This is a genomic window from Neptunicella plasticusilytica (assembly GCF_047922965.1).
Lineage (GTDB): Bacteria > Pseudomonadota > Gammaproteobacteria > Enterobacterales > Alteromonadaceae > Neptunicella > Neptunicella plasticusilytica.
The window spans coordinates 2,944,084-2,958,790 of record NZ_CP150481.1 but is presented as its reverse complement, the minus strand read 5'-3'; the positions used below and the strand labels follow the sequence as shown (position 1 = coordinate 2,958,790).

The following is a 14,707-nucleotide window of genomic DNA, read 5'->3' as shown; positions in this document are numbered from 1 at the left end:
GTTAACAGAAAATGGATAATAAAATGAAAATCAGGATTTTACCTTTACTCACGCTTTGTATCCTTTTATCGAGCCCCTCTGCTCTGGCTGGAATATTAGATGGCGCATGGCAACTGGTTTCCGGTGAGTATCTGGATGAACAGGGCAAGCTGGTTAGTTATGAAAAAACCGGCATGCAATCACTTAAAGTTTTATCCGGGAACCATTTCAGTTTTACCTCGATGAAAAATAGTCAATTCTGGGCCGCCGGATCCGGCACCTTTGAAATTAAAGACGATAAATATGTCGAGACATTATTGTTTAATTCCTTTGCAGAAAAACCAGGCGCATCGTTTAGCTTTACCACACTAATAGTTGGCGATATCTGGTACAACTCTCGCTGGAAGGACGGGGTTCGTATTGAGTATGAGGTATGGCATAAAATCAGTGAATGACCAGCCAATATCAGCAAGGCGGATTAAGTGACGGAAATATTCAGGGGATTGGGTTCTGGACAGCAATATACTGGTGAGGCGTTGTTTACTTACAGCGTATCAGGTGCCGAGTATCAAGGGACGCGTATTTCGCCATGAACTTTTGTGGTCAGCCATAACGCCAGATTTATCTTGCGCAAGCAGTTTGCCGCTATTCAGCAATACCCAGGGGGAAAGGTCAAAGTCTTTTACCATCCTGCTAAACCGCAAAAAAGTTATCTGATTGTGGCTGGTAAAATGGGCATTTTGCTCACCTTATTTATAAGCGCTCTGCCACTTCCGCTATTTTATTTTAAGTATTACGCATAAGTATCGCGTAAGGGTTGTCGATTATATAAAACAGTTTGAGGAATTAATGAATGACTAGTCAATTTAACGGATCTTGTCTTTGTGGTGAGGTTAGTTTTGTCGTTGAAGGAGAGTTTGACCGATTTTATCTTTGCCACTGTGAATATTGCCGCAAAGATACCGGTTCGGCGCATGCGGCTAACCTGTTTTCCACTGGTGCCACATTACAATGGATTTCTGGTGAATCGTCTATCAAGTATTTTGTCCTGCCCGGCACTCGCCATACCAAGAATTTTTGTTCCATTTGCAGTTCTGCCTTACCCATCAGTCTGGCGGACGGAAAACTAGTCCGGGTACCTGCAGGCTGTATTGACGGTGATCTCGCCCTTCGGCCCACATTACATCTTTTTACTGCCAGTAAAGCGGATTGGGATGACAGGCTGGAGCAGATTGCGAGTGTTGAGAAACTACCAGCCTAGATAATCCTGCTATACGATGGCGGCATCTTCCTTGAGTAACAGTACGACCAAATAAATCAGTGCCAACGGCGGCAAAAAAGATAGGCCGAATCCGATAGTTGCCGCCATTCGGGGATTCTCCGTTTTGGTCTGACCTAACTTGTAACTACACCAGCTGATGGTGCCGGCAAATAGCAAAAACACGACTACCAATAAAAGTGCAAACATCGTTTTCTCCTGTATTTATTTCCGATTTGTTCAGTGAATTATTTGTATTGTCGACTTAATATAGTCCTCGATTTATCCATATTCAACAATTATTTATTGTTTATCGATAAATTATTGTCTATTATCGATGTGTATTGGTCTGGGTAAGTTGGTCTATCGAGGTAGAACCGGCTCGGTTGAAACAAATAAATACTGAGGGGTAATAATGTCGACACAGCTCAAGGTCAATTTGGACTTGCTGCTAGTGCAGCGAAAGATGACGTTGTCTGAACTGGCGCAAGAAGTGGATATAACGCTGGCGAATTTGTCCAAACTCAAATGTGGTAGAGCCAAGGCAATTCGGTTTTCGACGCTTATTGCGATTTGCAATGCATTACAATGCAAACCGGGTGATTTACTCGATCTGGAGTGAAATGTCATTTGTTTTTCTGAGGTTAAACTACCTGTAAAAAGAATGAGTTCAGGTTAAACTTGTCAGGATTTTTCATCGGGAAGTAAATATGAGTAGTCGTGTCGTCATCAGTGGTTCGGGCCTGTGGACACCTGAACATCGCATCAGCAATCAAGAACTGGTAGCCAGTTATAATGCCTGGGCAGATCAATATAACAGTAAGAATGCGCAGGCGATTCAGGCCGGTGAATTGGAAGCTAAACCGCATTCCAGTGCAGAATTTGTAGAAAAAGCCTCAGGAATAAAAAACCGTTATGCCTATATCAAAGATGGCATTCTGGATATTAACCGCATGCGTCCGCGCATTCCGTTGCGCACGGATGAGCAGCTTTCTGATCAGGCCGAGATTGCGTTGCATTCAGCCCGGTTAGCGTTAAAGGCGGCGAATAAGTCCCCGGCAGATATTGATGCAGTGATTGTTTCCTGTGCTATTACCCAGCGTTCATTCCCGGCAATTGCGATTGAAGTGCAACAGCAACTGGGTATCAAAGGTTTTGGTTTTGATATGTTGGTAGCCTGTTCGGCCGCGACATTTGGTGTGCATCGTGCCTATGAAATGGTAAAAGCGGGTACGGCGAAAGCCGTATTGGTGATTAATCCTGAACTCACTTCTCCTTTGGTCAATTATACTGATCGCGACAGCCATTTTATTTTTGGTGATGTCTCTACAGCCATGGTGGTAGAAAGCACACAGAGCTGCCAAAGTGATAATGTTTTTGAGATTTTAAGTACCAAGGCAGTAACCCAATACTCCAGTAATATTCGTGCCAATATAGGTTATGTGAATCATGCCAATGATTCCGATCCGACCTCGCCGGACAAGCTGTTTTATCAGTATGGTCGTAAAGTCTTTAAAGAAGTGTGTCCAATGGCGGCAGAACATATTTTACAGCATATTCAACAGCATCAGCTGGATACCACGGATGTTAAACGCTGGTGGCTGCATCAGGCTAATATTAATATGAATCTGCTGATCGTGAAAAAAATTCTGGGCCGGGATGCCACTCAGCAAGAAGCGCCGATAGTGCTGGATGAATATGCCAATACCGCATCAGCAGGCTCATTGATTGCGTTCAATTTGCATCAGCAGGATATGCAAACTGGTGATGTGGGTGTGCTATGCTCTTTTGGCGCGGGATACTCTATAGGTAGTTTGGTATTGCGTAAAATGTAGATTTGGAAGGCATTATAATTACAGAGGATTAACCATGATTATTACCCCACTTTATGCAGGCATATTGGCGTTACTATTTTTAGTCTTGAGTGTCAGGGTCATCCTGATGCGTGGCAAAGGCATCAGCTTGGGTGACGGGGGGGATAAAATTCTCCTGCGCCGTATTCGTGCCCATGGCAATTTTGCCGAGTATGTCCCTTTTATTCTGCTGATGATGGGGATACTCGAATTGGGGCGCTTTCCGGGCTATATCCTGCACATTATTGGCATAGCGCTGGTGGTTGGGCGTGTGTTGCATGGATATTCACTGGCCTTCACTGAACATTTCAAATTTGGTCGTATGTGGGGAGCCGCCATTACTTTTTTGCTGCTGCTCGTTTGTGGCGCGCTCTGTTTGTATCAGGGCATCAATGCTCACGTTGTGCTGAATTAATTCACCTTTAGGACGTGCTGTTTTCCGATACAGACGAGTTTATTCTCGGCTACGGTAGTTTGCTCAGCCATGATAGTCGTTGGCGGTTTTCTGCGATTAACACTGCCGTTATTCCTGTCAGTGTGCAAGGTTGGCAACGTAGCTGGATCACTCGCAATATTGAAGAGCAGCAATCCCATGTGGGAGCATTACCCAAACAGAATGCCAGCTTGAATGGCGTCCTGGTACCAACCGAGCGCATTACTGATCGATTACGCCAGCGAGAAAAAGATTACCTGTTCGCGCCGGTGCCTTTGTGCCGGTTGACGCTGCAAGTCGATAGGCCGCAAATTAATGCCCTGAAGCAGCAACTGCAACATCGTAAAATATGGATTTGCCAAAGTTTGGGAATTCATCCTGCCAATAAACAATTTCCGGTTATGCAAAGTTATGTAGATACCTGTTTGGCCGGCTGCCTTGAGAACGGCGGCGAAGATTTTGCCCGTGCTTTTGTCAAAAATACAGCAGGCTGGAATGAGGGCTGGATCAACGATCGCAAGATGCCCCGTTATCCGCGTGCTGCGCGAGTGGATAAAGTGTTGCAACAGAAAATCGATCAATTACTGGATGAGTTCGAGCTATTGCAGTTGAGACAAATCGCCTAGAGGCTGTTTATCATTCGGATTTGCTTACAATTTGATGGCAAATACAAACGGCCAATTGATTGTTTTTATTGTTATTCTTGCTATCAAGATTAATTCACAAAAGGAGCGAGGTGGATGGATATTCGACGTTGTTGGATGATCGCGGCATTCGAGCTGAACCGCCTTTTTATGACCAGACGTGGACTTATTGCGTTGGCGGCATTTGCACTGTTCTGGTTTGTGATCTTTTATTACCTGATTTCCCGCGGGGCAGAAATCCTCAATTCTCCCGCCTTTGCCGATATGGCCAAACAAACCTTTGGTCAATTGGGCTTATCCGAAATTTATCAATGGCCCATGGCCGAACTGGCTATTTACTGGCTGATCGCGATTTATCTGTACCCGGCCATGACGGTGATGATGAGCGCGGACCAAACGGCTTCGGATCGTGATCGCGGTACCCTACGCTTTCTGGTGTTACGCAGCACTCGTAGCGAAATATTGCTAGGACGATTTATTGGCCAAGTACTCATTATGGCCTTGCTGAGCGGTATCAGTTTGCTTGCCGCATTGGTCATGGGAAGTATGCAAAACGCTGCGGTTATTGTTGTTACCGGCGTGATTGCGCTGGGATTGTGGGGGCATTTGTTGCTGGCATTATTACCTTTTATTGCCTTGATGACATTGTTCAACGGTTTTTTGCGCTCCGCCCGTCAGAGTGTCTTGGTGGCTTCACTAGCATTGGGGGGACTCAGTATATTGTTGTCATTGCTAAGTTACTGGTATCCGTCATTGTCGATTTTGGAATATGTGTTACCCGGCAACGATTTGACCGACTTACTCAGCTTGCCCGGTCAAAGTTTACAGAGTTACTTGCAACCGGGATTACAGACAATCGGACTCTTGTTGTTGGCCTGGATGATTAATCAGCGGAGTGCACTATGAGTTTATTGATTGAATGCCGCAATGTCAGCCGCCGTTTTGGCAGTAAAGTAGCTCTGGATAATGTCAGTTTTGAGGTAAACCGGGGAGCGCCAGTGGCGCTGGTCGGGCCTAACGGGGCCGGCAAAACCACCTTATTTAGTTTGTTGTGCGGATATCTGTCGCCCTCTACTGGCAGCATTGCGATATTGGGGCATAAACCGGGTAGTCCGGCGCTAATCAATCAATTATCGGCATTACCGCAAGACGCGTTGCTCGATCCGCGCTTTAGCATAGGTCACCAGTTAAAGTTTTATGCCCGTTTACAAGGCTTGAGTTCTGCAGAACAGCAACGCGAAACTGAACGATGCCTGGAGCTGGTGTCCCTGTCTGACAGCATTGATCAACTGCCAGCAGAATTATCGCATGGCATGCGCAAACGGGTGTCAATTGCCCAGGCGCTGATAGGCCAGCCTGAAATCGTGATGCTGGATGAGGCAACGGCAGGGCTGGACCCCAAAAATGCCCGTCAGATCCGTGAACTTGTTGCTGATCTGGCTGGCGAGATAACATTTATTCTTAGCTCTCACGATCTGAATGAACTGGAGCGTTTGTGCGGCTCTGTGCTGTTTTTGGAGCAGGGGCAATTACGCCAGCAGAATGTGGTGAGTCATGAGAGCGTGACCAATACCCTGACTTTACGTATGCAGGCTATCACCGATGAATTTATCCCTGCTCTAGAGGCGTTGCCGGGGATGCTGAACGTACAAACCCGCACCCGTAACGAATTTGTATTGCTATTTGATCCGCAAATCAGTGCTGATATGCATATTCAGGTATTGAGTTTGTGTTATCAACGAGGGTGGTCTTATCGCCAGCTAATTGCCGGTGCTACGCTAGAAAATATGCTGTTCGAAAACGCTTAGCAGCCGAGTTAGGTAGAAGAATAACATCAAGTTATTTACTCCGGCCAGTTGGCCTTTATACGCAGGATTTTGTCCAGTTCCTGTTCGAGCAGATCGACTAGCAGGGGCTCAAAATGCCGTCCTTTTTGCTGCTTGATATATTGCATGGTTTCATCCACCGGCCAGGCATCTTTGTAAGGACGTTTGGTGGTTAATGCATCAAACACATCGGCGAGTGCGACAATACGCCCTTCAACCGGAATATCTTCGCCCTTGAGACCATAAGGATAACCGCTGCCGTCCCATTTTTCATGATGGTGCAAGGCTACCGACTTGGCTAATGCCAGCAATTCCGAGTCACATTCACCAATAATTTCGGCGCCAATGAGCGGATGCTTTTTCATTTCGGCAAATTCTTCGTCAGTTAGTTTATCCGGTTTAAGCATAATATTGTCAGGTATGCCGATTTTACCAATATCGTGCATGGGAGCTGCATGGAACAGATTATCGGCGCGTTGCTCTGAAAAACCGTAGGCCAGCGCGATCACTTTGGCGTAATGACTCATTCGAATAACATGCAGGCCTGTTTCGTTATCCTTGTATTCCGACGCGCGGCCCAGTCGCTGGATCACTTGCAGACGGGTTTTTTTCAGTTCATCGGCCTGAACCAGCGACAAATGGGTTCTGACTCTGGCTTTGACGATGGGAGGGGAGACAGGCTTGGTAATATAATCTACCGCGCCATATTCAAACCCTTTGGCTTCATCATCGGTATCTTTTAACGCGGTAACAAAAATGACCGGTATCATTGCTGTATCCGGTGCTGATTTTAATTTCTGACAGGTCTCAAAGCCGGTCATCCCCGGCATCATCACATCTAACAGGATCAGGTCTGGCTTGTCGCGTTGGGCCAACTTTATTGCTTCTTCACCGGATTTGGCGAAAATAAGGCGATAGCTGTCATGCAGTATTTGCTTCAGCACCCGTAAATTAGCCGGCTCGTCATCGACCAGCAGAATTTTTGTCTGGCTGTCTTGGTTATCTTGCATGAGGACTAAGGCTCCAAATTGTTATCGCGTAATTCATTCAACAAATTGATGGCTTGCTCGAATTCAAAATCATCAAAGGCATTCTCAATTTTTTCCAGCATTTTATTATGGTTGTTTTGCAAGCATTGTATAAGTTGCTGCATGGCATTTTCGTCCATTTCATTGCGTTTGGCCGCCTGAACGAGACGGTCGATAACTGCCGTCAGTTCCTGTCTGTCAACCGAAGGCGCCTCATGAGTGTGCTGTGCACTGGCCGGTTGAATAAACTGCTCGATCTCATTGATAACCGATGGCATATGCTGGGTCAGTTCGTCAATAATGTCATCACAGATATCCTGTTGTTGCTGGTTTGCAGCACTTTCCAGTCGCTGCAGTAAATCGGCAGTCTGGGTTAAACCTAAATTGCCACACTGGCCTTTAATGGCATGCGCCTGCTGGGCAATTTGGGCTAAGTTTTGCTGTGCGGACAATCCTTGCAGCAAACCGGCCATGTCCTGATATTTATCAACAAACAACTGCAACTCTTTGTTAAGAATGTCTAGGTCCCCCCACAAGGACAATCCTTGCTGGGTGTCGAGTAATGAATGAGGTTGTGTGGTTACTGCTGGCGGGAGTTTATTTTGATCAATATTGAGCTTGAGAACCCGGGCAATCTCCACGCACAACATCTGGAAATTGACTGGCTTACTGGCGAATCCGTCCATACCGGCGTTGCTGGCGGCCAGTTTATCTTCGGCCAGTACGCTGGCAGTCAGGGCAATTATCGGAGTGGCAGCCAGTCCTTTTTGTTGCTCCAGCTTGCGAATTTCCTGGCTGGCTTGCAAACCATCCATATGCGGCATTTGTACATCCATCAGGATTAAGTCAAAGCTTTGTTTCTCAAAACAGTTCAGAGCCTGTTGACCGTTGGTGACGGTTGTTACCTGATGGCCAGCATTACCCAGCAACAACACCAACAGATCACGGTTTTGCTGAATATCATCGGCCACCAGAATTGCCAACGGCGGGATCGGCAAGACATTTTTGCATGGCGGCTCTACCGGTTTTTTAGCTGGTATCAGTGGCAAGGAGAACTCGAAACAACTACCTTCGCCCAATGTACTGCTAACGTTTATTCTGCCGCCCATCTGTTCCACCAGTTGCTTACTGATGGTGGTGCCAAGACCCGTTCCGCCAAAGCGACGACTCATTGATGCGTCGGCCTGGGTAAAAGGTTCAAAAATAGTGTTCAGACGTTCTTGCGCAATCCCTATACCGGTATCCTGAATGCTGAAATGTACGTGGCTTTGCTGATCCAGGCTGATCGTTACGGAGACACTGCCTTGTTCGGTAAACTTAATCGCATTACCGATCAGATTGGTGAGCACCTGCCGGATGCGATCCGGTGCGCCATAATAGAACTCTCCCACTTGCTCAGAGAGCTCCAGACGCAAGTCAATATGTCTGTCATTGGCTTGTATAGACAGAGTGGATAACACCATATCTAATTGATTTGGCAAAGAAAAATCGAGCATTTCCAGTTCGAGTTTACCTTTTTCCAACTTGGCACTGTCGAGAATGTCATTGAGTAAATGCAGCAATGAATTGGCTGCACTATTAATAGTGGACAAGTGTTTGTGCTGCTCACGTTGCATAGGGGTTTCGAGTAACACATTACTAAAACCGATAATGGCATTCATCGGCGTACGGATTTCATGGCTCATATTGGCTAAAAACGCCGTTTTAGCGACCACTGCCTGTTCGGCCTTTTCCTTGGAATGCAATAGATTGTCTTCCATGGTTTTACGGCTGGTGATATCCATAATAAAACCGTCCAGCCAGGCAATTTTGCCCTTTTTATCGCGGATATAGTCACCGGTTTCCAGTACCCAGCGAACCGATTTGTCTTTGTGAATAATGCGATATTCAAGATTGAACGGATCTTCACCATTATCCATTATGTTGATCCGCTCCTTATCGTCTGGGTGGAACAAATCCGAGATATTGCGTTTGGGGTTAGGCATAAGAAAATCACTGGCAGGGTAGCCGGTAATTTTTTCGACAGCTTCGCTAATAAATAGCATGGGCCAGCCTGTCTTGTGCAGACAACGGTAAGCGGCTCCGGGAATATTGCCGATCAAGCTGCGGAACTTTTCTTCGCTCTCCCTGATAGATTGTTCCATCGCCAGACGCTGACTGATATCCGCGACAAAAGCGACAAACAACTCTTCGTTGGGAAGCTTGACGTGACCGACAGTCAGGCGTACCGGAAATACGTGGCCGTCTTTATGCAGCGCTTCTGTTTCAAGGGCGCTGCCGCTCATCGAGTCCTGAGCATCACTAACAAAAGATTGCAATTTAAATTGGGTCAGTTTTGAGGGAGGGATCAATACCGACACGTGTTGTCCGATTAATTCTTTATATGACCAACCGTAGATTTTGGCTACAGCTTGATTGGCACCAATAATTTTTTCCTGATGATTAACGGTGATAATGGCATCAACAGCGGTATCCATCATGGCTAACAGACGTTTTTCATTTTCATGGGAGACTTTGGAAATATCGCGATATCTCAATACCAGATTCACCCCCACAACCAGCGCAGTGATGAAAACCGTTGTCATGGCAATACCCATGGCCATCAGGGCGGCATCCTGGCCTTTTTCCGGGGGTAAATTCATGCCGGCTGGCTGAACAAAACGGGCCGCGGCCATACCGGTATAGTGCATGCCGGAAATAGCAAAACCCATCACGCTGCCGCTGATAATATTTAGCCAGGTTTCGGATATGCGCGCGCGTAAAAACTGGTTAATTCCAAACTTGACCCATAGCGCCAGAATCGCCAATGAAACCGCTACCACTATAGATAATGCAAAGAACCAGGGATCATAACGAAGTAGTGGTGCCATCTGCATGGCGGCCATGCCGATATAATGCATGGTACCGATACCAGCCCCCACTAATAGTCCGCCTAACAGCAACTGACCGAGCCGGATATTCTGGTTACTGATTAATCTTAGCGCGACCCAGGAGGCCGCAATACTGGGCAGCATAGAAAGTAAGGTCAGTTCAATGCCGTAATCCACGTCAGTACATAAATCAAATGCCAGCATGCCGATAAAGTGCATCGACCACACACCGCCGCCCAAGGCGATACTGCCCGCGGCCAGGGTCAGATGTTTACGGGTATGATGCTCGACATAACGGGCTTGACCGGCAATCTGCAATGCCATAAAGGAAGTGAAAATGGCAATAGCAACTGACAGGATAACCAACCAGGGATCAAAACTGCCATAGACTAATAAACTGTCGGCGGGATAACTAAAATAGTGGAACAACCAATTTATCAATTTATTACTACCAGTTAAATTGAAATTAGAACAAATATAATACAATTATAAAGTGTCTAACAACCAATGTAACCCGTTAATATCGTTGAAAATCAATAAAAGCAAGCTATTATGGGCGGAAAATGTAGGCATTTTGTTAAGCAAATGCATATTCACTATTCATCATATTGATGTTTTTACAGGCAGATATTGGTACGCATAATTTTAGAGTTGATTGGCAATATCCATAATCATCCTGCGTAGCCAGATATGCCCGGCATCATGTTGTAACAGCGCACTCCAGGCCATTTTCAGGGCAATGGGAGGAATATCAAAAGGCGGATCAAGCACAATCACGTTGGGATCATCCTGATAAATTCTGGCCGCGCGACTGGGCAAGGTGGCAATCAGATTTTGTGCTTTGGCCAATTGCAGTGCCACGTGATAGTGACGGGTAAAAGTGCGGATATGGCGTTTGTGCCCGAGTTTATTCAGTTCTACATCTACCCAACCCAGTTTTTGTACCTCATTCGGATCAATGCCTACACCAACACCAAAACCGGTTTTGCTTACCCAGATATGTTGCCCGGCTAAATAATTGTCCAGCGTAAAGCGCCCGACAATAGGGTTATCGCTATTCACTACACAGGAAAAAGAGTCATACCACAGTACTTTCTGGTGGAAAGAAAGGGGTAATGCTTCAAAGCGATTAATCGCCATATCCACCTTACCATGTTCCACATCGTGAAAGGTGACATCGCTTGGGGTAATAACGTCTAGTGCGATATTAGGCGCCAATATATTTAATTGCCCAATCACTGCCAGAAGCAAGGTCGATTCCGCGTAATCACTGGCCATGATCCTGAAGGTTCGATCGCTGGTTGCTGGATCAAAGTCGAGCTCCGGCTGGATAGCGGCCTCTAGACGCGATAATGCATCTCTGACTACTGGCTGCAATTCTAATGCTCGTTGAGTAGGGGTCATGCCTTCGCTGGTGCGCACCAGGACCGGATCGTTAAATAAATCCCGTAAACGTTTTAAACCGTTGCTCATGGCTGGTTGGGTAATACTCAGTTGATGTGCTGCCTTGGTTACCGAACGTTCGCGGATTAGCACATCAAAGTAAACCAGCAGATTTAAATCGATTTTAGCTATATTCATAAAGTAAATAGTAATTATGTAATTTATAAATTTGTTGAATTGTATCGTGGCTCGTTAGACTTGCAAGTGAAAACTTTAAGCTAGCGCGGGTCAAGGTTCGTGGTAGTGATACCAATCAGTATTAACATAAAATTCGGCAATGAGCTGAATCAGATAATGAGGCACCCTACATGTCTATTGGTCATTATGATGAACAACTAGAAATCTCACGTATTGAAAAAGACTGGGCCGAGAATCCTCGCTGGGCAGGAATCAAACGACCCTATTCCGCCGCCGATGTAGTGCGTTTGCGAGGTTCGATAAAACAAGAGAATACTATTGCTGCCCTAGGTGCCAAAAAATTATGGCAGCTAGTTAACGGTGGTGCGAGCAACGGATATGTTAATTGTCTTGGTGCGTTAACTGGCGGTCAGGCAGTACAGCAAGTTAAAGCCGGGATTGAATCCATTTATTTGTCTGGTTGGCAAGTGGCGGCAGATAACAATAGCGGTATGTCGATGTACCCTGACCAGTCATTATATCCAGTTAACTCAGTCCCCATGCTGGTGGAACGGATCAACAACGCCTTTATGCGCTCAGATCAGGTGCAATGGAAAAAAGGTATACGTCAGGGTGATAAAGGCTATATCGATTATTTTGCACCGATAGTGGCGGACGCGGAAGCCGGTTTTGGTGGGATATTAAACGCCTATGAATTAATGAACTCGATGATTAAAGCCGGAGTTGCAGGAGTACATTTTGAAGATCAACTGGCGTCGGTGAAAAAGTGTGGGCATATGGGCGGCAAAGTACTTGTTCCAACCCGGGAAGCCATACAAAAACTGGTTGCAGCCCGTTTGGCGGCTGATGTTGCCGACGTTCCGACTATTGTGTTGGCCCGTACCGAGGCCAATGCCGCTGAGCTGCTTACCTCTGACTGCGATGAATATGATCGTGAATTTGTGATGGGAGAGCGCACCGCAGAAGGATTTTATAAAGTTAATGCCGGTATAGATCAGGCCATATCACGAGGTTTAGCCTATGCGCCTTATGCAGATATGTTGTGGTGTGAAACCGCAAAGCCGTGTCTGGAACAAGCGCAAATATTTGCCGATGCTATACATGCTAAATACCCGGGTAAATTGCTGGCCTATAATTGCTCACCGTCATTTAACTGGAAGAAAAATTTGGACGATGCCACTATTGCCCGTTTTCAAAAAGAACTTAGCGCAATGGGCTACAAGTACCAGACCATTACCTTAGCGGGGATCCATAACATGTGGTACAACATGTTTGAATTGGCGCATGCTTATGTGGGTGGAGAGGGTATGAAACACTATGTGGAAATGGTACAGGAACCGGAATTTAAAGCGGCAAAAAAAGGTTATACTTTTGTGGCACATCAACAGGAAGTTGGCACCGGTTATTTTGATGATATGACTATGGTTATTCAAGGCGGGACTTCATCGATGACTGCACTAAAGGGGTCTACTGAAGAGCAACAATTTGCTCAATAAATTGACTTTATTACCTATTTCTAAGCCGGTATTGTCCGACCTTTCTTATTAAATTTAACGTCAACACTGGATTATTTATTTCAAGCGTCACATCTTGATACTGTTTGGTATAATATAAGCCAATTATAGATAAGCTTTAGGTATGGAAATATGTCGGGAATACTCGCTTCGGTCGATCAGAGAACCAACTTAGTCGGTGAAAACCGTCTGGAGTTGTTAATGTTTCGCTTGAATTCGAGCCAGATATTTGCCGTCAATGTGTTTAAAGTCAAAGAAGTGATAACCCTGCCCAAGCTCAATACAATGCCCGGTTCACACGGTAATTTATGTGGTGTGACGAATTATCGTGGATCATCCATTCCTATTATTGATTTACGTCGCGCGATAAAAATGCCGGAACGTGCTCCGAGTGAGAATGCCAATGTGGTGATAACCGAGTACAACAGGACGGTGCAGGGTTTTTTGATTGGTCAAATTCTGACTATTACCAATACCTCCTGGAGCGAAATTCAGCCTCCACCCAGTTCGGTGGGTAAATCTGCTTACCTGACCGCCATTACTCAGGTTGAAGTAGAAGGTCAAAAACGGCTGGTAGAAATTATCGATGTGGAAAAAGTGCTGGCCGAGATCGTTGATTACAATATTCAGGTGTCGCCGGATATTCTGGACGAAGACGTTATTCAGCACCTAAAAGGCAAGAAAGTGTTGATTGTGGATGATTCGGTGACTGCCCGTAACCAGATCCGCGATACGCTGGAACAGTTTGGTATCGAAGTCCTTGAGCAGAATGACGGGCTAAAAGCATTAAAACTGTTACGCAGTTGGGCTGACCAGGGCAAGACTGTGACAGATGAAATACTGATGATGTTTACCGATGCAGAAATGCCGGAAATGGACGGCTATAGTCTAACGGCCGAAGTACGTAATGATCCGCGCATGAATAAGTTGTTTATCGCGCTGAATACCTCATTAAGCGGTAGCTTTAATGAAGCCATGGTCGAGAAGGTGGGGTGTGACCGCTTTATTTCCAAATTTCAACCGGATCTGCTGATTGATGTTGTACAACAGCGAATGCGACAGATACTGGAGAGCTGAATTGGTATTAGTGGCTTGCGGTTGTTCTTTTTCTTACCCAATATCGTGCGGCGATTAATCCGGTAATAAAACCGAATAAATGATACTCCCAGGACACAAAGAATCGATCACTGGGTAACACACCATAAACCAGCCCACCGTAAACAAATCCCACTAACAGCGAAATCAGGATCAGTTTGAGTTTTTTAGCCATAAATCCGGCTAAAATCAAAAAACCGAAGTAGCCGTAGATCAAGCCGCTGGCGCCCACATGGTAAGCCGTGCGACCAAAGAGCCATACCAGTAAACCCGATGCAACAATAATCCATAAACTGACCAGTGCAAAACGTTTGGTGCCGTATTGCAGCATTAATAAGCTAAAGACTGCCAGCGGCAGGATATTGGACAGATAATGGCTAAAGCTGCCATGCAGAAAAGGACTGGTGAATATGCCAATCAGATGGTTGATATCCCTGGGCAGCAATCCAAACTGGTTAAACCAGCGCTGGCTGAACAGATTCAGTACTTCAACCAGGGTGACCACAGCCAAAATGATCAACACGGTTTTAACCTGTTTGTTAAAGGGCAGTATCTGGTTGTTTAAAGGCATAAGTATGATCCGCTAGTGTCCGTTCAGAAGATATCGAACCACAGCTTGGGTCTTT

16 protein-coding genes are annotated in these 14,707 nt (G+C 45.8%); 11 read left to right on the top strand and 5 right to left on the bottom strand.

What is annotated here, in order from left to right:
* The first annotated feature begins 23 nt into the window (after positions 1-23).
* The 3 genes from V1467_RS13265 to V1467_RS13255 all read left to right on the top strand — a co-directional run bounded on the left by V1467_RS13265 (position 24) and on the right by V1467_RS13255 (position 1,240).
* On the top strand, positions 24-434 hold the full coding sequence (locus tag V1467_RS13265; protein ID WP_416305452.1) for a hypothetical protein: 411 nt from the start codon (positions 24-26) through the stop codon (positions 432-434).
* 144 nt (positions 435-578) lie between these two features.
* Positions 579-782 (top strand): hypothetical protein, encoded by a 204-nt coding sequence (locus tag V1467_RS13260; RefSeq protein ID WP_416305451.1) that lies wholly within the window; start codon positions 579-581, stop codon positions 780-782.
* A 50-nt stretch (positions 783-832) separates the two neighbouring features.
* Positions 833-1,240, top strand: a complete 408-nt coding sequence (locus tag V1467_RS13255; protein ID WP_416305450.1) for a GFA family protein — start codon at positions 833-835, stop codon at positions 1,238-1,240.
* A 9-nt stretch (positions 1,241-1,249) separates the two neighbouring features.
* Here the strand turns inward: V1467_RS13255 and V1467_RS13250 are convergent, their stop codons facing one another.
* Positions 1,250-1,447 (bottom strand): hypothetical protein, encoded by a 198-nt coding sequence (locus V1467_RS13250; protein ID WP_416305449.1) that lies wholly within the window; start codon positions 1,445-1,447, stop codon positions 1,250-1,252.
* Positions 1,448-1,652: 205 nt separating this feature from the next.
* On the opposite strand from V1467_RS13250, the gene V1467_RS13245 reads away from it, so the two are divergent.
* From V1467_RS13245 to V1467_RS13220, 6 genes are all read left to right on the top strand, one after another.
* Complete coding sequence (locus tag V1467_RS13245; RefSeq protein ID WP_416305448.1) at positions 1,653-1,859, top strand: helix-turn-helix domain-containing protein; 207 nt, start codon at positions 1,653-1,655, stop codon at positions 1,857-1,859.
* A gap of 88 nt (positions 1,860-1,947) precedes the next feature.
* Positions 1,948-3,072, top strand: coding sequence for a beta-ketoacyl-ACP synthase III (locus tag V1467_RS13240; protein ID WP_416305447.1), 1,125 nt, complete (start codon positions 1,948-1,950; stop codon positions 3,070-3,072).
* A 34-nt stretch (positions 3,073-3,106) separates the two neighbouring features.
* Complete coding sequence (locus V1467_RS13235; protein ID WP_416305446.1) at positions 3,107-3,505, top strand: MAPEG family protein; 399 nt, start codon at positions 3,107-3,109, stop codon at positions 3,503-3,505.
* Positions 3,506-3,519: 14 nt separating this feature from the next.
* Positions 3,520-4,149, top strand: a complete 630-nt coding sequence (locus tag V1467_RS13230; protein ID WP_416305445.1) for a gamma-glutamylcyclotransferase — start codon at positions 3,520-3,522, stop codon at positions 4,147-4,149.
* A 114-nt stretch (positions 4,150-4,263) separates the two neighbouring features.
* A complete protein-coding gene (locus V1467_RS13225) occupies positions 4,264-5,073 on the top strand; it encodes an ABC transporter permease subunit (RefSeq protein WP_416305444.1) in 810 nt (269 codons plus the stop codon).
* Complete coding sequence (locus V1467_RS13220) at positions 5,070-5,975, top strand: ABC transporter ATP-binding protein (protein WP_416305443.1); 906 nt, start codon at positions 5,070-5,072, stop codon at positions 5,973-5,975. Before V1467_RS13225 ends, V1467_RS13220 begins: the two co-directional genes overlap by 4 nt.
* Before the next feature lie 35 nt (positions 5,976-6,010).
* Here V1467_RS13220 and V1467_RS13215 read toward each other — a convergent pair whose 3' ends face one another.
* From V1467_RS13215 to V1467_RS13205, 3 genes are all read right to left on the bottom strand, one after another.
* A complete protein-coding gene (locus tag V1467_RS13215; protein WP_416305442.1) occupies positions 6,011-7,003 on the bottom strand; it encodes a response regulator in 993 nt (330 codons plus the stop codon).
* Positions 7,004-7,008: 5 nt separating this feature from the next.
* Positions 7,009-10,332, bottom strand: coding sequence for an MHYT domain-containing protein (locus tag V1467_RS13210; protein WP_416305441.1), 3,324 nt, complete (start codon positions 10,330-10,332; stop codon positions 7,009-7,011).
* Positions 10,333-10,536: 204 nt separating this feature from the next.
* Entirely contained in the window at positions 10,537-11,472 is a 936-nt protein-coding gene (locus tag V1467_RS13205; protein WP_416305440.1) for a LysR family transcriptional regulator, read from the bottom strand.
* A gap of 170 nt (positions 11,473-11,642) precedes the next feature.
* Between V1467_RS13205 and aceA the strand changes: the two genes are divergently transcribed.
* Both aceA and V1467_RS13195 read left to right on the top strand, forming a co-directional pair.
* On the top strand, positions 11,643-12,968 hold the full coding sequence (aceA, locus tag V1467_RS13200) for an isocitrate lyase (RefSeq protein ID WP_416305439.1): 1,326 nt from the start codon (positions 11,643-11,645) through the stop codon (positions 12,966-12,968).
* A gap of 150 nt (positions 12,969-13,118) precedes the next feature.
* A complete protein-coding gene (locus V1467_RS13195) occupies positions 13,119-14,063 on the top strand; it encodes a chemotaxis protein CheV (protein WP_416305438.1) in 945 nt (314 codons plus the stop codon).
* Positions 14,064-14,070: 7 nt separating this feature from the next.
* Here the strand turns inward: V1467_RS13195 and V1467_RS13190 are convergent, their stop codons facing one another.
* Positions 14,071-14,652: a rhomboid family intramembrane serine protease gene (locus tag V1467_RS13190; protein ID WP_416305437.1), complete on the bottom strand. Its 582-nt coding sequence runs from the start codon at positions 14,650-14,652 to the stop codon at positions 14,071-14,073.
* Positions 14,653-14,707: the final 55 nt, after the last annotated feature.

Excerpts from the sequence above, each read along its gene's own strand:
- V1467_RS13205 (WP_416305440.1), bottom strand. The coding sequence starts at position 11,472 with ATGAATATAGCTAAAATCGATTTAAATCTGCTGGTTTACTTTGATGTG.
- V1467_RS13235 (WP_416305446.1), top strand. The coding sequence starts at position 3,107 with ATGATTATTACCCCACTTTATGCAGGCATATTGGCGTTACTATTTTTA.
- V1467_RS13225 (WP_416305444.1), top strand. The coding sequence starts at position 4,264 with ATGGATATTCGACGTTGTTGGATGATCGCGGCATTCGAGCTGAACCGC.
- V1467_RS13250 (WP_416305449.1), bottom strand. The coding sequence starts at position 1,447 with ATGTTTGCACTTTTATTGGTAGTCGTGTTTTTGCTATTTGCCGGCACC.
- V1467_RS13195 (WP_416305438.1), top strand. The coding sequence starts at position 13,119 with ATGTCGGGAATACTCGCTTCGGTCGATCAGAGAACCAACTTAGTCGGT.
- V1467_RS13240 (WP_416305447.1), top strand. The coding sequence starts at position 1,948 with ATGAGTAGTCGTGTCGTCATCAGTGGTTCGGGCCTGTGGACACCTGAA.
- V1467_RS13265 (WP_416305452.1), top strand. The coding sequence starts at position 24 with ATGAAAATCAGGATTTTACCTTTACTCACGCTTTGTATCCTTTTATCG.
- V1467_RS13215 (WP_416305442.1), bottom strand. The coding sequence starts at position 7,003 with ATGCAAGATAACCAAGACAGCCAGACAAAAATTCTGCTGGTCGATGAC.
- V1467_RS13190 (WP_416305437.1), bottom strand. The coding sequence starts at position 14,652 with ATGCCTTTAAACAACCAGATACTGCCCTTTAACAAACAGGTTAAAACC.
- V1467_RS13220 (WP_416305443.1), top strand. The coding sequence starts at position 5,070 with ATGAGTTTATTGATTGAATGCCGCAATGTCAGCCGCCGTTTTGGCAGT.
- V1467_RS13255 (WP_416305450.1), top strand. The coding sequence starts at position 833 with ATGACTAGTCAATTTAACGGATCTTGTCTTTGTGGTGAGGTTAGTTTT.
- aceA (WP_416305439.1), top strand. The coding sequence starts at position 11,643 with ATGTCTATTGGTCATTATGATGAACAACTAGAAATCTCACGTATTGAA.
- V1467_RS13245 (WP_416305448.1), top strand. The coding sequence starts at position 1,653 with ATGTCGACACAGCTCAAGGTCAATTTGGACTTGCTGCTAGTGCAGCGA.